The organism is Myxococcus sp. SDU36 (assembly GCF_030168875.1).
Lineage (GTDB): Bacteria > Myxococcota > Myxococcia > Myxococcales > Myxococcaceae > Myxococcus > Myxococcus vastator.
The window spans coordinates 7,887,774-7,902,889 of the sequence record NZ_CP077414.1 but is presented as its reverse complement, the minus strand read 5'-3'; the positions used below and the strand labels follow the sequence as shown (position 1 = coordinate 7,902,889).

General features: G+C 69.7%; 10 protein-coding genes. 1 reads left to right on the top strand and 9 read right to left on the bottom strand.

Annotated elements, in window-relative coordinates; translation table 11 throughout:
- Positions 1 to 9: 9 nt before the first annotated feature.
- From KGD87_RS32195 to KGD87_RS32185, 3 genes are all read right to left on the bottom strand, one after another.
- Positions 10 to 1,185 (bottom strand): acyltransferase family protein, encoded by a 1,176-nt coding sequence (locus KGD87_RS32195; RefSeq protein ID WP_284664777.1) that lies wholly within the window; start codon positions 1,183 to 1,185, stop codon positions 10 to 12.
- A gap of 4 nt (positions 1,186 to 1,189) precedes the next feature.
- Positions 1,190 to 2,488, bottom strand: a complete 1,299-nt coding sequence (locus tag KGD87_RS32190; RefSeq protein ID WP_284664776.1) for a UDP-glucose dehydrogenase family protein — start codon at positions 2,486 to 2,488, stop codon at positions 1,190 to 1,192.
- Between the two features lie 103 nt (positions 2,489 to 2,591).
- Positions 2,592 to 3,563: a nucleotidyltransferase family protein gene (locus KGD87_RS32185; protein WP_284664775.1), complete on the bottom strand. Its 972-nt coding sequence runs from the start codon at positions 3,561 to 3,563 to the stop codon at positions 2,592 to 2,594.
- A gap of 203 nt (positions 3,564 to 3,766) precedes the next feature.
- Between KGD87_RS32185 and KGD87_RS32180 the strand changes: the two genes are divergently transcribed.
- A complete protein-coding gene (locus KGD87_RS32180; protein ID WP_284664774.1) occupies positions 3,767 to 6,526 on the top strand; it encodes an FG-GAP-like repeat-containing protein in 2,760 nt (919 codons plus the stop codon).
- Positions 6,527 to 7,019: 493 nt separating this feature from the next.
- Here KGD87_RS32180 and KGD87_RS32175 read toward each other — a convergent pair whose 3' ends face one another.
- The 6 genes from KGD87_RS32175 to KGD87_RS32150 all read right to left on the bottom strand — a co-directional run bounded on the left by KGD87_RS32175 (position 7,020) and on the right by KGD87_RS32150 (position 15,010).
- The gene (locus KGD87_RS32175) at positions 7,020 to 7,772 is read right to left on the bottom strand and encodes an immunity 52 family protein (RefSeq protein ID WP_284664773.1); all 753 of its coding nucleotides are present in this window, start codon (positions 7,770 to 7,772) and stop codon (positions 7,020 to 7,022) included.
- Positions 7,773 to 7,786: 14 nt separating this feature from the next.
- Positions 7,787 to 9,376, bottom strand: a complete 1,590-nt coding sequence (locus tag KGD87_RS32170; RefSeq protein WP_284664772.1) for a Tox-REase-5 domain-containing protein — start codon at positions 9,374 to 9,376, stop codon at positions 7,787 to 7,789.
- The gene (locus tag KGD87_RS32165) at positions 9,366 to 10,718 is read right to left on the bottom strand and encodes a hypothetical protein (RefSeq protein ID WP_284664771.1); all 1,353 of its coding nucleotides are present in this window, start codon (positions 10,716 to 10,718) and stop codon (positions 9,366 to 9,368) included. The genes KGD87_RS32170 and KGD87_RS32165 overlap by 11 nt, the downstream gene beginning before the upstream one ends.
- 120 nt (positions 10,719 to 10,838) lie before the next feature.
- A complete protein-coding gene (locus KGD87_RS32160) occupies positions 10,839 to 12,092 on the bottom strand; it encodes a serine/threonine protein kinase (RefSeq protein WP_284664770.1) in 1,254 nt (417 codons plus the stop codon).
- A gap of 171 nt (positions 12,093 to 12,263) precedes the next feature.
- Entirely contained in the window at positions 12,264 to 14,096 is a 1,833-nt protein-coding gene (locus tag KGD87_RS32155; RefSeq protein ID WP_284664769.1) for a serine/threonine protein kinase, read from the bottom strand.
- Positions 14,093 to 15,010 carry a DUF2381 family protein gene (locus KGD87_RS32150; RefSeq protein WP_284664768.1) on the bottom strand — a complete coding sequence of 306 codons (918 nt, stop codon included), beginning with the start codon at positions 15,008 to 15,010 and terminating at the stop codon, positions 14,093 to 14,095. The genes KGD87_RS32155 and KGD87_RS32150 overlap by 4 nt, the downstream gene beginning before the upstream one ends.
- Between the last annotated feature and the right edge of the window lie 106 nt (positions 15,011 to 15,116).

The following is a 15,116-nucleotide window of genomic DNA, read 5'->3' as shown; positions in this document are numbered from 1 at the left end:
AGCCGCCGCTCAGGTCCCCGGCACCACCGGCTTCGCGGGCTCGCGCGGCGTGCCGTCCACCCAGGGCGCCAGCGCCGCTCTCACCCGTGAGCGGAGCGGCGACTCCACGAAGCGGTGTACGCACAGCGACGCGGGCACGCCCAGCAGCAACACCCCTACGACCGTGGGCACTTCCGTCCACGGCGCCCCCCACGACTTCAGGCCCCTGACCGCCGCCAACACCGGGGACTGGAGCAGATAGAGCGCGTAGCTGGCCCCGCCCAGCTCCACCAGCAGGGGACGTGACAGCAGCCAGCCCAGGGCGCCTCCGCCCCGCGCCAGCCCGTACATCAGCAGGCCCGACGCGGGCGCCAGCAGGGCGTTGTGCATCAACGGATACGGCACCCGCGCGCCCGCCGCGCCCGCCGCCACCAGCAGCGCCGTCCCCAGCGCCGCCAGCACCGCGCCGGAGGACTTCACCCCACCCGCGGCGCGCTCGCGCACGAAGCACCAGCCCAGCAGGACGCCGAAGAGGAACTCCGGCAGCCGCGCCAGCGGGTTGAACTTGAGCGCCATCAGCCAGGGCCCCGACGCATGCACGTCCACGGGCCCCGGGCCGTCCGGCGACAGCGCCAGGTACAGCAGCGGCGGCAGCAGCCCCAGCACCCACGCGCCGCCCAGGGCCACGGGGAGCCACGAGGGCTTGAGCCGAGACAGCCCCTTCGCCAGCCGGGGGAAGAGGCCGTAGAAGCAGGCCTCCACCGCCACGGACCAGCCCGGCGGGTTCCAGTACAGCGCCAGCCGAGGAACCCAGGCTTGGAGCAACACCAGCGCCAGCGCCCCGCCCACCGCCAGCTTCGCGGCGGCCACCTCCCAGCCGTTGGTCATCACGGACCCGGCGATGGTGGCGGGCGCGGACAAGAGGAACGCCAGCACATAGACGGGGTAGAGCCGGGCGACACGCGCGGCCCAGAAGGCCCGGGGCGACGCCTCCATGTGCCCGTCCGCGTCCAGGTAGTTCCAGGCGAGCACGAAGCCGGACAGGACGAAGAAGACGCCCACGGCGGCGTAGCCCGCGCCCACCAGGTTCCGCAGCGGCGCCGGCACCAAGTCCAGCCCCGCCCCCGCGAAGTGGAACAACACGACGTGCAGGGCCGCGACGAAGCGCAACCCCGTCAGCGCGTCGAGCGCCCTGCTCCCGCTCACCGCGCTACCTCCGGCCGATGCCGTAGTACGTGAAGCCCAGCTCGCGCATGCGCGTGGGGTCGTACACGTTGCGGCCGTCGAACACGACGGGCGACTTCATCAGCGCCTTCATGCGCTCGAAGTCCGGGTGGCGGAACTCGTTCCACTCCGTCACCACGAAGAGGCCGTCCACGCCCTCCAGCGCCTCGTAGGGCACGGAGGCGTAGCGGATGCGCTCACCGAAGACGCGCCTGGCGGTGTGCGGAGACACCGGGTCGTGCGCAATCACCTGGGCGCCCTTGCCGATGAGGCCCTCGATGACCTCGATGGACGGCGCCTCGCGCATGTCGTCCGTCTTCGGCTTGAAGGCCAGGCCCCACACGCCGAACTTGCGGCCCTCCAGCGAGCCGTAGTGTTTGGCGGCCTTGTTCACCAGCAGCTTCTTCTGGCGCTCGTTGGTGCGCTCCACCGCGCGCAGCAGGTCCAGCTCCAGGCCGTAGTCACGCGCCGTGGCCACCAGCGCCTTCACGTCCTTGGGGAAGCAGGAGCCGCCGTAGCCCACGCCCGGGAAGAGGAACGGATAGCCGATGCGCTTGTCCGAGCCCAGGCCCTTGCGCACGAAGTCCACGTCCGCGCCCACCTTCTCGCAGAGCGCGGCGATGTCGTTCATGAAGGAGATGCGCGTGGCCAGCATCGCGTTGGCCGCGTACTTCGTCAGCTCCGCCGAGCGCGTGTCCATGAACAGCACCGGGTTCTCGGTGCGCACGAAGGGCGAGTACAGGTCCGCCATCACCTTGCGGGCGCGCTCGGAGTCCACGCCGATGACGACGCGGTCGGGCTTGAGGAAGTCGTCCAGCGCGGCGCCTTCCTTGAGGAACTCCGGGTTGGAGACGACGTCGAACTCGATGTCCGTCACCTTGCGGATGGCCTCGCGCACCTTGTCCGCGGTGCCCACCGGCACGGTGCTCTTGTCCACCACCACCGTGTACTGCTTCATCGCCTTGCCAACCTGCTCGGCGGCGGCCAGCACGTACTGGAGGTCGGCGTCGCCGCTCTCACCCTCGGGCGTGCCCACGGCGATGAAGACGACCTGGGCGTGGGTGACGGCCTCCGGCAGGTCCCGGGTGAAGAACAGGCGCTTCTCGCGCACGTTCTTCTTGATGAGCTCCTCCAGGCCGGGCTCGTAGATGGGCACCTCGCCCGCCTGGAGCATGCGGATCTTCCGCTCGTCGATGTCCACGCACGTGACGTCGTTGCCCGAGTCCGCGAAGCAGGTGCCCGCGACCAGGCCGACGTAGCCGGTTCCGATGATGGCAATACGCATTGAGGGAGCCCCAGTGAATGTCTCTTGTAGGGACTCATACGCCGGGAGGGAGTCCGAAAGGAAGCCCACCCCATCGCGGGTGCTACCCCGCAAGCAGCCAGGCTTACTGGCCCGTGAGCAGGCGGCGAACCCGCTCCAGGCCCTTCAGGGCCGAGGTCCGGCCAGGGGTGCATACAGGACCCACCACCGTCCGCTCCAGCAGCTCCCGCGTCGCCCTGCGCAGCGGCGGCAGCGCGGCGGTGGCGGCATCGGCGGCGTCCGGGAACAAGCGCGCGACAATGGACAGGGATGTGTAGAGCGCCCGCTCCAGGCGCCACTCCGCGGCCCGGGCCCGCAGCACTGGCACGTCCAACGGACGCGAGTACACGCCGCCCATCCACTTCGCGCCGGTGACGAGCTCGCGCAGGTCGATGAAGGACAGCCACGGCACCGCGTACCCATGGCGCGCATGCTCCAGCGCCACCAGCAGCACCGCGTCCTCCAGCTCCGGGCGGTAGAGCGAGGCGCCGTACACGCGCATGGGCCTGGCCCGCTCGATGATGCCCGCCGTCTGCTCGCGGCGCTGGGGGCCCAGCATGTCCGAATAGAGCAGGATGACGGTGCGCCCGTCGGACACCACCTTCGCGGCGCCGCTGTTCTCCGTGTCGGGCTCCGGGGTGAACTCGTGGTGGGACAGGAAGCCCGAGAAGCCGTCCACATCCAGGCGCTTCATCAGGAGCTGCAGCTCCGGCACGGGGCGGAAGCCCACGTGGGGATAGAGCGAGTCCGCGAAGGACGCGGCCCCCATCAGCACCAGCTTGCGTCCCTCCAGCGCGCCCACGATGCGCTTGAAGTTCACGAGCTTCATCACGTTGTCGTTGACGGAGCCCTGGTAGATGCTGAGCAGCTTGTCCCGCGCCCACTCCGGCGCGTTGCCCGCGCCCAGCCGATACTCCAGGTTGTAGGCCGCCAGGGGCGCCAGGCCCTGGGCAATGGCCCAGTCCACGTACTCCTCCCAGGGCGCCCCGCGCAGCGCGCCACGCGGCGGATCGAACGAGGAGAGCACACGAAAGGTGTCGAGCAGACTGGCGGACATGGGGCCCCCCTTTAACGGTCCGGACGCATGGCCTGCAACGCCCGGATGACGTCGCGCCCTGTGTGAAGCACCCGTCACTCCCAGGCGCCAGGGGTGAATACCCGACACGGGCCGGCCTTCCAGGGTGGGTCCGCAAACCCGTTTGAGTGAATACCTGGGCCGCCCGGTACGTCGCGGGCCGGGCAGGCTTTCTTGGAGGCGGCATGTCGCAGCAGGGCTGGTCGGACGGGCGTCCGGGACGTTGGCTCACGCTCGGAGCGCTCGGATGGGTGGCGTGCACTGGCACGACCCCCGAGGAACCCCCGGCATTCGACAACACCACGGCGGTGGAGTCGGAGGCCCGGTGCGAGGTGCGGCCGCCCTTCGAGCCCCACTTCGAACCCGAGGTGGAGTGGGCGTGGACGGCCAGTCCCTTGATGCCCACGCACACCAACGCGCAGGCCACGCCCGTGGTGGTGGACGTCAACGCGGATGGCGTCCCCGACGTGGTGTTCAACAGCTTCGAGGGCTGGAACTTCAAGACGAATGGCGTGCTGCGCGCCATCAGCGGCGCGGACGGCTCGGACCTGTGGGCGGTGACGGACCCGGCGTACCGCACCCGGGGCTCGGCCAGCGTCGCCGCGGGCGACATCGACGGAGACGGCGAGGTGGAGCTGTGCACCGTGCCGGAGCGCGCCCGGGGCATCATCTGCTTCGAGCACACCGGCGCCTTCAAGTTCCGCGCGGACGGGCCCCCGCTCGACTGGGGCGGCGTGTCCCTGGCCGACCTGGACGGGGATGGCTCGGTGGAAATCATCGCTGGCAACCATGTCTACGACAGCAACGGGACGCTCCGGTGGGTGGGGAGCGACGGCGTGGGCAGCCCGGCCAACGACACCGGACCGCTGGCGTTCGCGGTGGACCTGGACGGAGACGGGCTCCAGGAGGTGGTGAATGGCCGCGCCATCTACCGGCATGACGGCACGCTCAAGTGCAAGGCGGCGGAGCTGGGCCACGGGCTTTCGGGCGTGGGCAACTTCGACGCGGGCCCCCAGGGCGAAATCGTCGTGGTGTGGGACGGCCACGTGTCCTTGATGGACGCGAACTGCCAGGTGAAGTGGACCGTGCGGCACCTGGGCGGCGGCGTGGGCGGACCGCCGAACATCGCGGACTTCGACGGGGACGGACAGCCGGAGATTGGCGTGGCGGGCGCGTCCCACTACGCCGTGTTCGAGTCGAACGGCGCGGTGAAGTGGCTGAGCCCCACGCAGGACCACAGCTCCAACCGCACCGGCTCCTCCACCTTCGACTTCGAGGGCGACGGCCGCGCCGAGGTCGTCTACGCGGACGAGACGGCGCTGCGCATCTACGACGGCGTGACGGGGCAGGTCCGCTTCGAGGCGCCGCACAGCTCGTGCACCGCGTATGAGAATCCGGTGGTCGCGGACGTGGACGGTGACGGCAACGCCGAAATCGTCGTCGCGCAGAACACGGCCTGCGGCTACGGCGGCTTCCATGGCATCCGCGTGTACCGGGACCGCAAGGACGGCTGGGTGAACACGCGGCGCATCTGGAACCAGCACGCCTACTCCGTCACCAACGTGAATGACGACGGCACCCTGCCCGCGCGCCCGGTGAGCAACTGGCTGGCGCCGGGGCTCAACACCTTCCGCACCAACAGCCAGGGCACGGGCACCGTGCGGCCCTTCGCGGCGCCGGACCTCGCGCTCGGGCACGTGACGGCCACCTGCACGGGAGAGGGCGCGGTGACGCTTGGCGCGCGGGTGCGCAACCAGGGAGATTCGGCGGCCTCGGCGGGGGTCCAGGTGGCCTTCTACCAGGACGCGGTGGGCGAAGGCGGCACGCTGCTGGGCGTGGCCACCGTGGCCCACACGCTGGAGGCGGGCGCGGAGACGTCCGTGGAGCTGCCCATCGACACCGCCGAGCGCGGCTGGGTGCTCGTCTACGCGGTGGTGGATGACGACGGCACCGGCACCGGGCGCGAGCTGGAGTGCCGCGAGGACAACAACGTCGCGTCGGCGCAGCTGAAGCTGGCGTGCGCGCCCAACGAGCCGCCGGTGGCGCTGTGCCAGGACGTCGTCGTGGAAGCGGACGCGCAGTGCCGCGCGTCGGCCAGCGTGGACAACGGCAGCCATGACCCGGACGGACAGCCGGGCCCCTTCACGCTGACGCAGACGGCGCCCGGCCCCTTCAGCTTGGGGCGGCATGCCGTGACGCTCACGGCCCACGACGGCGAGGACAGCGCGGTGTGCGAGGCCACGGTGAAGGTGGTGGACACGACGCTGCCGGCCATCGTCTGTCCCGCGCCGCAGGTGCTGGAGTGCGTGGCGGGGGGCGCGGAGGCCACCTACAACGCCCAGGCGGCGGACAACTGCGGGCCGGTGTCGGTGACGTGCACGCCGCCGGATGGCTCCCGCTTCCCGCTGGGACGCTCGGTGGTGGACTGCAACGCGGTGGATGGCTCCGGCAATGCGTGTGGCTGCGCCTTCTCCGTGACGGTGCGCGACACGCGGGCGCCCGTGCCCGGCGCGTCCCTGGGCAAGCGGCTGTGGCCCGCGGACCACCAGTACCGCACGGTGACGCTTGCCGAGTGCGCGGCGCCCGCGAAGGACGCGTGCATGGGTAACCTGTCGCTGGAGCGGTACGGCCGCATCCTCCGGGTGACGTCGGACGAGTCCGAGGACGTCGCGGGCAGTTGCGACGGCGCCACCTGCGATGACATCGACGTGCGGGTGAATGCCACGTCCGTCCAGCTCCGCGCCGAGCGTGACGACGCCGGGGATGGCCGCGTCTACACGGTGCACTACGTGGTGGAGGACCCGTCCGGGAACCGGGCCGACGGCCGCTGCACCGTGGAGGTGCCCCGCGACTCGGCCGGACAGCAGGTGCACGATAGCGGACCGAAGTACTGCGTGGGCCAGGGCTGCGCGCCAGGCCTGGGCGGAAGCCCGCTGTGCCCGTGAGGTGATGGGGCGACGGCGGGCGGGTTGAACCGGCAGGCGCGGTCACGTCCAGTGGTCGCGGTTTTGGCAGAATGGGGCATGCGGCGAGTTTCGAGCACGCCCCACCCTCAGACGCCGATGTTCAAAGCTCCTCAACGCGCTGGGATGAGGCCAGCCCGCGCCAACAACTCACCCACGCGGCGGCCCTGCTCGACATGCTCCGTGTTCCGCGCCGTCAGGGGCTCAGTGGAGAGAACAATCGGGGTGCCCTTTGGGCTTGCCCCGATTCCGTGGACACCCGAGATGTGGTGGAAAGGCTGTCCTCGAACTTGTTCGCATCGTTGGGTCCCTTTGCCTCCAGTAGCACGCCGTCCTTGAAACCATCGAACCGGGTCCCACCGCTCTTTCTGCCCACACCACCGACCCAGTAGGACTCATCGGCAGAGCGCTCCACGCGGCTCCGCCTGGACGGCACGGCCTGGCACGAGTTGCCCGCCGTCCAGCCCTTTTGTACCTACGGTTCGCTCCGGAGCGGCTTCAACAGCCCCGCGCGGTCCAGCAGTTCGCGCACGCGACGCGCCAGCGCCACATGCTCCGGATTGCTGGCGGTGAAGCGCTCGGGGGTGAGGACGATGAGGATGCCCTTGTCCTCCACGGTTTCGATGCGCACCGGCGCCGGGAGTGGGGGCACAGTGCCTGAATTCCGAGCAAGATACGTGACCCACCCCAGGGAAAAGAGGTCAGACTCGGCCTTCCTGTGCTCTTGGTAGTAGGCGTATGACGTAGCAAACGCCCAATCCGGCTCCCAAGCTGGCACCATGCCACGCACCACCTCTGTGAGCACCTGTGCAGTGAGCAGGCGTTCGGCATGCTGCCCCTTCCGGGGGAGCGTCATCACACAGGAGTTCGGCACGGCATCAGAGTAGCTGCCACAGTGAATGCGCAGCTCCGCGACGTCTCCATCTGGGCCTCCATTATCGAACCAGAAACTAAACCCGAGATGTTCGATGATGCCGCCTGCGTCCGCACGGTTTACACCCGCGCGGAACAGCTCAGCGAGTGTTGCCGAGTCTGGCGGCATCAAGGGGTGCTTGCGTGCATCCTTGAGCGACTTGGCGGGTTTGTACCACTCAGCCAGGAAGGGGTCGCACCTTTCAAGGAAGCTGAGAAAGCCTGCCGTTCGTCGGGCACACTCCTCAGGGGCTTCCTTGCGAGGTCCCCAATAGGCACCTGCATAGTACGACTCGACTCTTCCCTTCTTTGTCATGGCACCTTTCATCATCAAGGCAGTGGCAGAGTATGGACGACTTCGATTCCCGAGATGCTCGCCCCGTCCAACAGCTTCCGAATGGCGTCGGCTGCATCAACCTCCGCCACATGCCAGCGGATTGGGATGCTCTTTCCCTGGATGGAATCAAGCTGCCGTCGTGCCTGCTCAATCAGGGCCTTTGCGCCCGAGTGACGAAACCAGCGCTTAGGTTCAAGTTCCTCAAAGAACTTCGCATAGCCCGGTCCCTTCGCCTCCAGCAGCACGCCCTTTTCGTACCCATCAAACTTCACGCCTCCGCTACCTTTTCCCACTCCTCCGACCCAGTATGCCTCGTCGGCGGAGTGTCCCGTGATTTGTTCCTGGTAGCGTCGAGCACGGGGCTTCATGGACTCCTTTGCCGGACCCCACTGTCCTGGCCCCTTGGATGGCCCCGTCTGCCTCTCCGCTGTGCCAGCCCGCTGAAGGATGATGGCGGCTCCTGGGCCGCCCCCAAGCACCGACGCCGCGCGCCCCACGGGAACCGCCACGCGCTCGATGGCCAGTGCCCCCTGTGCGGACAGGGCCACCCTCGGCACCAGGGCTTCCGCCCCCGCCAGCGACCCTGTCACCGTGCGCGTCGTGGCGGCAGCGGTGCCTGTCGTGAGAAGCAGGTTCGTTGCCAGCTCGGCCACGGCCTGAATCTGCTCGCCCCGCGTCATGTGACGGAAGCGCTCGAAGTATTCCGGTGACGACTCGATGAGCGCCGCCACACCCGCGGGCAGATTCTTGAGAGACGCGATGCTGTCCAACGGATAGGTGAGGAAGTGACCCACGGAGAGCGCCAGCTTCACGAACGCCGCTTCGGCCCCGTCCAGGGTGCGCCCCACATAGTCCGCGTCGTCGTGGACGTCCGCCAACGGCCGCCCATCCGCCTCTCGCAACGTGTCGTCCAGCAGCCGGTAGACGCCCGTGCGTCCATCGTAGAAGCGGCCCAGTTCGAAGCCGTGCGCACGGAAACCACCAGCCCGCCACTCGACGGGAGCCACGCGCTGCTGTGTCTCCCCGCTGCGCACCCACGCGAGGCAGCCGTCTGGCCGAAGCACCACCACGCCGGAGAAGCGCTCCACCTGGCGCAGCAGCTCGGCGCGCGACAACTCGCCTTCTTCCAGCACCTTGCGCAGCAGATGCCCCGCCGCGAGGCGTGAGGGGAACTGCGCCAGCGTCACCGGCTTCCCCAACAGCGCTTCCAACAGCCGCGCCGCCTGGGCTGGGGTCAGCGAACCTCCTGCAATCGGGCGCGCGTCCCGTTCCTCAATCCCCGCGCGCGAGAGCAGCGCGTCCCAGGCATCCACCCGCGCGGGACCACTCGGGCCAGCACCACCCACCGCTGGCGCCACGGCGCCCGCTCCCGCTCCCGTCGCGTCATCCCTGGGGACCCGGCGGCGACTGAGCCGCGCCGATTCGCCAGGCCCTGCCACGCCGAGCGGCGATGACGGCGCAGGGAGCGCTTCCACGAACGACGCGCTGCTTCGAATCACGTTGCCCAGGGAACGCGCCTGGACCGTGGCGGGGGCCAGTGCCGTGGCCAGCACCGCCAACAACAGCATGGCGTCAGCGCGCATTGTCCACCCCCAGGCCCACCGACGCGAAGGCTCCCGGCCGCAGCGTCCCTTCCGCCGTGGGGAACAGCAGCGTGCCGCCCGTCCCCATCGCGTAGAGCTTCCCGCCCAGGAATCGCCAGCGCACTTCCGCCGCCCCCAGGTAACGCGCTCCAGGCTGCCCCATGCCCACGCCCAGACCCGTCAACGCCACTTCCAGGCTGCGCTCGAAGAGCTGCACCGCCACGCGCCCGTCCACGTCGAAGCGCCCCCAGGAGAACGCCTCCGCGCCCAGCGATAGCTTCAGGTGCTTGTAGAGGCCCCCGTAGCTGACGGCGTCCCAGCCCACCACCGCCTCGCCATAAGCCGAATAGCCCTCGGGAAACGAAGCATCCGCGAGCGGCACGTCATCCGGACCCGCGGCCTTGAAGCGCGCCAGCTCGTAGTCGGGACCGAAGAACCCTTGCCGGAAACCGCCCTGCTGACGCCGCACCTCCAGTCGCAGCGTCATGTCCAGCGTCGGAGTCACCGCGTCCGCGCCCACGCCAACCACCGCGCCCCACGCGCCATCCTCGCCAGGGCGACCGCCCCATCCCGCAATCACGAGGGCTTCGAACCCTGGCCGCACCACCACCACGGCCGTTGCGTCCAGGTGCGCCAACGTCACCGAGGGCGCGCCTCCACCCGCCCGTCCCCAGTCATGCACGGCGGACAGCGCCAGGGTGTAGCGCCCCTGCTGCCTGGGCTTTCCGAAGAGGAGGTGCTCCATGTCCAGGGAGAACTCCGCGCCCATCAGTCGCGCGCCCAGCACGTCCGAGACGAACGCTTCCGTATAGAGTGGCCCCACTGTGCCGGTGAGGAAGCCTCCCGCTGGGTGGTAGTCCGGATTCGCGCGGTTGGAGTAGCGGCGGACCAGATGCCCGGTGAGCAGGCTGTAGCTGTCCAGGCCACCGAACCACACCCCCAACGGCGCGTGGTTCGAGCCGAACTTGAGGCCGCGCACGAGCTGCCCCCAATCCGAGAGGGAGTCCCAGTCCTCTCGCCGCACGAGCCCCGCGCCCGCGCCACCACCCCACAGGTGAAAGCGCACGGGGGCGCCCACGTTGACGCCGAATTCGGGGCCACCGTCGATGATGAAGGTGGGCTCCACCTGAATGAAGCCGTCGTCGCCCCCTGCGCCCGCGCGAGGGAGCAACGCGAATGTCGTCGCCTCCAGGCGCGCCAGGTAGCGCCACCCGCGCGGGGGCGAAGCCGATGGCGTGGACGGCGCTTCATCATCGGGCAAGGGAGGCTCCGAAGCCCACCCCGGCAACGGGAGCAAGGCCCACAGCGCCAGCGCGGCCAGCCACCTTCGCGTCCTGTGCATACACGCCTCCTGTGCGTGCCCCGACGTGAGGCACGAAAGACACACGTCTCCCGCCCGGCTTGAGCGGCGCGCGCCGTGCCGGTCGTGAATCAGCGGCGGTGAGGGATGGGAATGCCGCCGTCAGGCGGTCGGCGGCGCCTTCACTGCCCGACGCGCACCGGCACCAGGCGCCGTCGTCACCTCGTCCTCACAGCGGCCTCCGGGGCGCGTCTCGACAGGGTCCGGGTGCTCGCGCCAGCCCGCCGGGACGAAGCCGCCTTCGTCTTCCAGCAGGTCAAACTCCTCCAGCGCGGCCCCCGCATCGAGCAGCGCCTGCTGGACTTCCTTCACCGCATCGGCCGGGCCGAAGGGCGCCAGCTCCGAAAGGCGCGCGCGCAGTGCCGCCTCCAGTTCGGCCGCCGACTCGAAGCGGTCCGAGGGCCTGCGGCGCAGCAGCTTGTGAAGGATGGCGCGCAACGGCTGGGACACACCGGCCGAGGCGCGGGCGAGGTCCCCCGGCCGGTACGCCATGGCACACCAGAGGGCATCCTCCATGAAGGATGGCAGGCCCGTCTCCATGGCCAGGATGGAGGCGTCCAGGACGCGCCGGTGCTCCTCCGTGGTGAGGCGCAGCTCCGCCTCTGGAATCCTCAGGTCGCCCGGGTCGTACAGATGCCTGCCAGTGGCGAACTCCAGCATCGTCAAGCCGAGCGAGAACAGGTCCCCTCGCGCATCCACCCGCGCGCCCAGGAACGCCTCCGGCGGAGCATAGAGGGCTTCCCCCCTGGGACGCGGCAATGACGTGGCGATGCGCCCAGCCAGGCGCGAGAAGGCCACGCCGAAGTCCGTCAGCGCGACGGCGCCCCTCGGACGCAGCCGGATGCGTGAAGGATTGACATCCCGGTTCACGATGCTCAGCGGAGCACCCGCGTCATCCGTGCGCGAGTGCGCGTGGGCCAGCGCCGCCGCCACCTCCGCGAACACATACAGGACGAAGGCCTCGGAGAAGTAGCGTCCACGCGCCTGGGCAATGGAGAGCAGCGCGTCCAGGCTGAGGCCCTCCACGCACTCCATGACGGCACACAGGCCGTACCGCATCTCGAAGAGGCCATGGACGCGGGCGATATTGGGGTGCTGGAGGAACCGCGCCAGCCGCACCTCCTCCTCCAGGCGAGCACGGGCGCACGGGTATTGCTCCGAGAACTTCCGCTCTGGCAGGACCACGCACTTCAACACCACCTTGCCCTGGATGCCGGCGGGGGTCCGGGCAAGCGCGAGCATCACCCGCTCGCCATTGCGGCCCGTCCCAAGTGACTGGAGGAACTCGTAGGCGGTGTCCCCCGCGCGAAAGAGGACCGCTCCCTCGGTGGGCCGAGGGTCATCGACATTGGACATGAAGGGGGCTCCTTGACGCCGTTGCGAGCGAGGCCTCGCAAAGACAGACGGAAAGCTAACGCCCTCTTCCTCCCGTGTGAATGACGCCACGGGTCGCCAGCGCCGCGCGCCTGCCTTCACGGTGAGTCCGTGGACATCACCGGAACGTAAATCACTTTTACAGGAGCGGGCTCAGGGCCAGCGTGACCAGACGCTGTAGGCGGGATAGGTATAATTGAATTTGACGGCTCCCGGCTTCGAGCCCGGGGCCCCCTCCACCGACCCTTCGTCGCCAATCACGAAGCACACGGGAATGATGGTCCCATCCGAATACTCCGCCTGGGTGTAGCGCGCATAGAACCGCCCGTCGTCCGTCCAGACCTGCCCGTAGAGAATCGTCCCCTCGGGCATGCCCCGGTCTCCATCGATGACGAGGCTGCGGATGGGGCCATCGCCGTAGGTCCACGTGCCGTACGTAATCACCCGGCGAACACCGAGTTGAAGATTGACACTGCCGCTCTTTCTCACGCCGCGCGCCCGCATGGCCTGCTGCGCTTCGACGGGACATTCGCCCGAGGTGGGCCTCACCTGAGCGCTACCTGGGCACCCCAACTGCAACGCCACGGCGGCGCTCGCGGCCGCGCACTTCGTGAGGAACTCCGCTCCGCTCGCGCGCGGGGAAACCACCTTTCTGGCTGGGGGAGCAGACGGACTGGCAATGGGGGGGGCACGCTTCACGGAGGGGCTTTCCTTCTGGACGGGAGCTTGAGGCGGCAACGCTACCCCAGCGGATGAATGAGCGGGCATCGGAGGTGGCGCGGCGCCCTGAGACAGCACACCCGCGTCCTCCATGGGTGAGTGAGGCAGCGGCGCACCCACCAGCCGCGCCACGGCCCCCGCGTCCCTGCTGGCGCCAGAGGCGAGCGCAGTTGCGCGAGCCGGAGCGCCGGTGGAGGGAGGGGCCCAGCGGACCAGGGAATAGGCCAGTGCGCCAAGCAACCCCGTGATGAGCAACAGGGCGCCCCCAACGCGGGCACGCCCGCGCCGGGACGGGCGAGGCCGCGCGGCCTCCTCGCTGTCCGTCGCCGGGTCGAGCCGCGGCTTCGTCGCGGGGGGATGCAGGGGCATGGTCCACGCAGGCCCCTCCTCCCCCGCCAAGGACGCCAGCATGCGCCGCATCGCCTCCGCCGTCGGAGGCCGGTGCTCCGCGCGGCGGGCGATGAAGCTCATGGCCGTGTCGCTCAAGGCCGGCGGCACCCGGGGATTCAAGTCCCGGGCAGGGGGCGGCATCAGCCGTCCCTCGACGGGCGCCTTGAACGCGCCGCGCGTGGCCTCGGGCGCGGTCAGCACGTCGAAGAGGCAAACGCCCAGCGCATAGACGTCGTCCGTCACCTTGAACGTATAGCGCGCGTTGCGGTCGTCACCGCTCTCCCGCAGGAAGCGTGAGGCCTCGGGTGAGCGGTAGCGCCGGGTCCCCGGCGGCAGCGGCGCGTCCGTCAGGTCCTCGGCGTTCGTGTAGTCACCCGCGCTGAAGTCGAGGATGAACGGCTCGCCGTCCGACGCGCGCACCATGATGTTGCCCAGCTTCAGGTCACGGTGGAAGACACCCCGGCCGTGCATGTAGTCCAAGGCGCCCGCGAGCTTGCTGAAGACGCGAACCACCTCCCGCGCCGTGGGGTGCACGCGCTCCACCCACTCGGCCAGGGTGTACCCCTCCACGAGGTCGAGCACGACATAGAGCCAGCCCGTGACAAGGTCTGGCCACCGGCCATACGCGCGGGACGCGATGATGTTGGCGTGCTCCAGGTGAACCAGACACCTGAGCTCCCGCTTCAGCCGCGCGTCCGCCTGCGCGGCGTCCCCGCTGCTGGCGCGGTGCATGGCGAGCTTCATCGCGAAGTGCCGTCCGTCTTTTTCCACCTGGTAGACAGCGCCGTAGGTGCCCGCGCCCAGCAGCCGCACCACGCGCCACCCGTCCACCATCTGCCCGGGCTGGAAGTGCGCCGGGTGGGCCATGGCCATCATTCAGCCCTCGCTTTCAATGTCACCTTGAACGAGAGCACCCGCTCCCGCTCGGCGCCGTCTCCGACCTCCAACTGGAACACCTCCCCGTCCCTCGCGGAGAATGCCCTCGCCTCGATGAAGACCTGCCCCTTCGCGCCTGGCGCAATCGCTGGCTCCCGCATCCGAACGGAGACCGCCTCCATGCGCGCGCCACTCGCGGCGCTGCGAAACCTCGCGCTGGCCGCCGTCCAGGGCCCCACGCCTCCATTGCGCACGATGAGAGAGACCACGGTCCAGGAGCTGGCCTGGAACGCCTTGCCCCCCTCCATGAACAGCCCCGCCGTACCCGTCGCCCCGGCGACACCCGTGAGCCAGCGCCCCTGCACGCCGGAAGCATCCACGAGCCCCTCCATCACGAGCCCAATCGGGCCGCTGGCCGCTCCCCGCGCCCGCAGCGCGCGCAGCTCCCGCGTCTGCTCGGCCAACTGGGCTCGTGCGTCCGCCAGCTCCGCCCGCAGCGCCTCGACGGAGTCCCGCCGCCGGAAGACCTCCACGCGCGCGTCCACCTCCGACGCATGAGACACGAGGGCGAAGACCCCCTGCTCCGGAGCGCCCCCATCCGAATAGCGCACCCGGAGCACCAGCCGCTCCCCCGCGCCCAGGTCCTCCAGGGGCTCCAACGCCAGGACTCGCTCGCCCACGTCCACCAGACGAAACCGGGAGCGCCCCTCCAACTCCAAGGCGCCTCGGTCGAGGGGCGCGTCAAAGAAGAGCAGCGTCGCCAGGCCAGCGGCGATGCGCAGCTCTGGCAATGGCGCCGTGGAGTTCCCCGACAGCACCATGCGCCGCTCGTGCCGTTCGCGCGCGGAAGGGAGGGATTGCGCTGGGGCGGCGATGCCCATCAGCAGGACGAGAATGACAACCAGTCGGTGCACGGTGGGTTCTCCGCGGGGGACCCTACCAAAGAAGGCGGCTGTCCTGGTGGCATGATGAAGCGAGCCAGCCCTGCCCGGCTGTGCATCGCCGGTGCGCAGCCCTGGG